The sequence below is a fragment of the Methylophaga sp. UBA5088 genome (assembly GCF_002414625.1).
In the GTDB taxonomy this organism is placed as follows: domain Bacteria; phylum Pseudomonadota; class Gammaproteobacteria; order Nitrosococcales; family Methylophagaceae; genus Methylophaga; species Methylophaga marina.
Genome location: NZ_DIAC01000087.1, coordinates 1 through 621, shown reverse-complemented (window position 1 = coordinate 621; position 621 = coordinate 1). Strand labels below are relative to the sequence as shown.

General features: G+C 46.1%; 1 protein-coding gene. It reads left to right on the top strand.

The annotated features are described in order from the left end of the window. A partial coding sequence (rph, locus tag B4K20_RS11025; RefSeq protein WP_414683379.1) for a ribonuclease PH occupies positions 1–621 on the top strand: 621 nt, incomplete at both ends.

Here is a 621-nt window from a genome sequence, read left to right as displayed (position 1 = left end):
AGTTAATATCACCCGTAACTACACCAAACATGCTGAAGGCTCCGTACTGGTAGAATTTGGTGACACCAAAGTACTTTGTACAGCCACCGTTGAAGAACGTATTCCACAATTTTTACGTGGCTCAGGTGAAGGTTGGGTCACGGCTGAATATGGCATGCTTCCACGCTCTACTGGCAGCCGTATGCAACGTGAAGCGGCCAGGGGTAAACAAGGCGGTCGCACGATGGAAATTCAGCGTCTTATCGGTCGCTCATTACGTGCCGCAATTGACCTCAAATCATTAGGCGAACGTAGTATCACTATTGATTGTGATGTGATTCAAGCTGATGGCGGTACTCGTACCGCGTCTATTACTGGTGCTTATGTCGCTCTGCATGATGCCATCAGTCATTTAATCAAAACTAAAAAGTTAAAATCCAGTCCCCTGCATGGTCAGGTCGCATCCATCTCTGTTGGCATTTATAACGGCACACCAGTCTTAGATCTGGACTATGATGAAGACTCATCTGCTGAAACTGATATGAATGTAGTGATGAATGACGCCGGTGCTTATATCGAATTACAGGGTACTGCTGAAGGTCATGCGTTCCGGGCTGAAGAGTTACAATCTATGTTGGATTT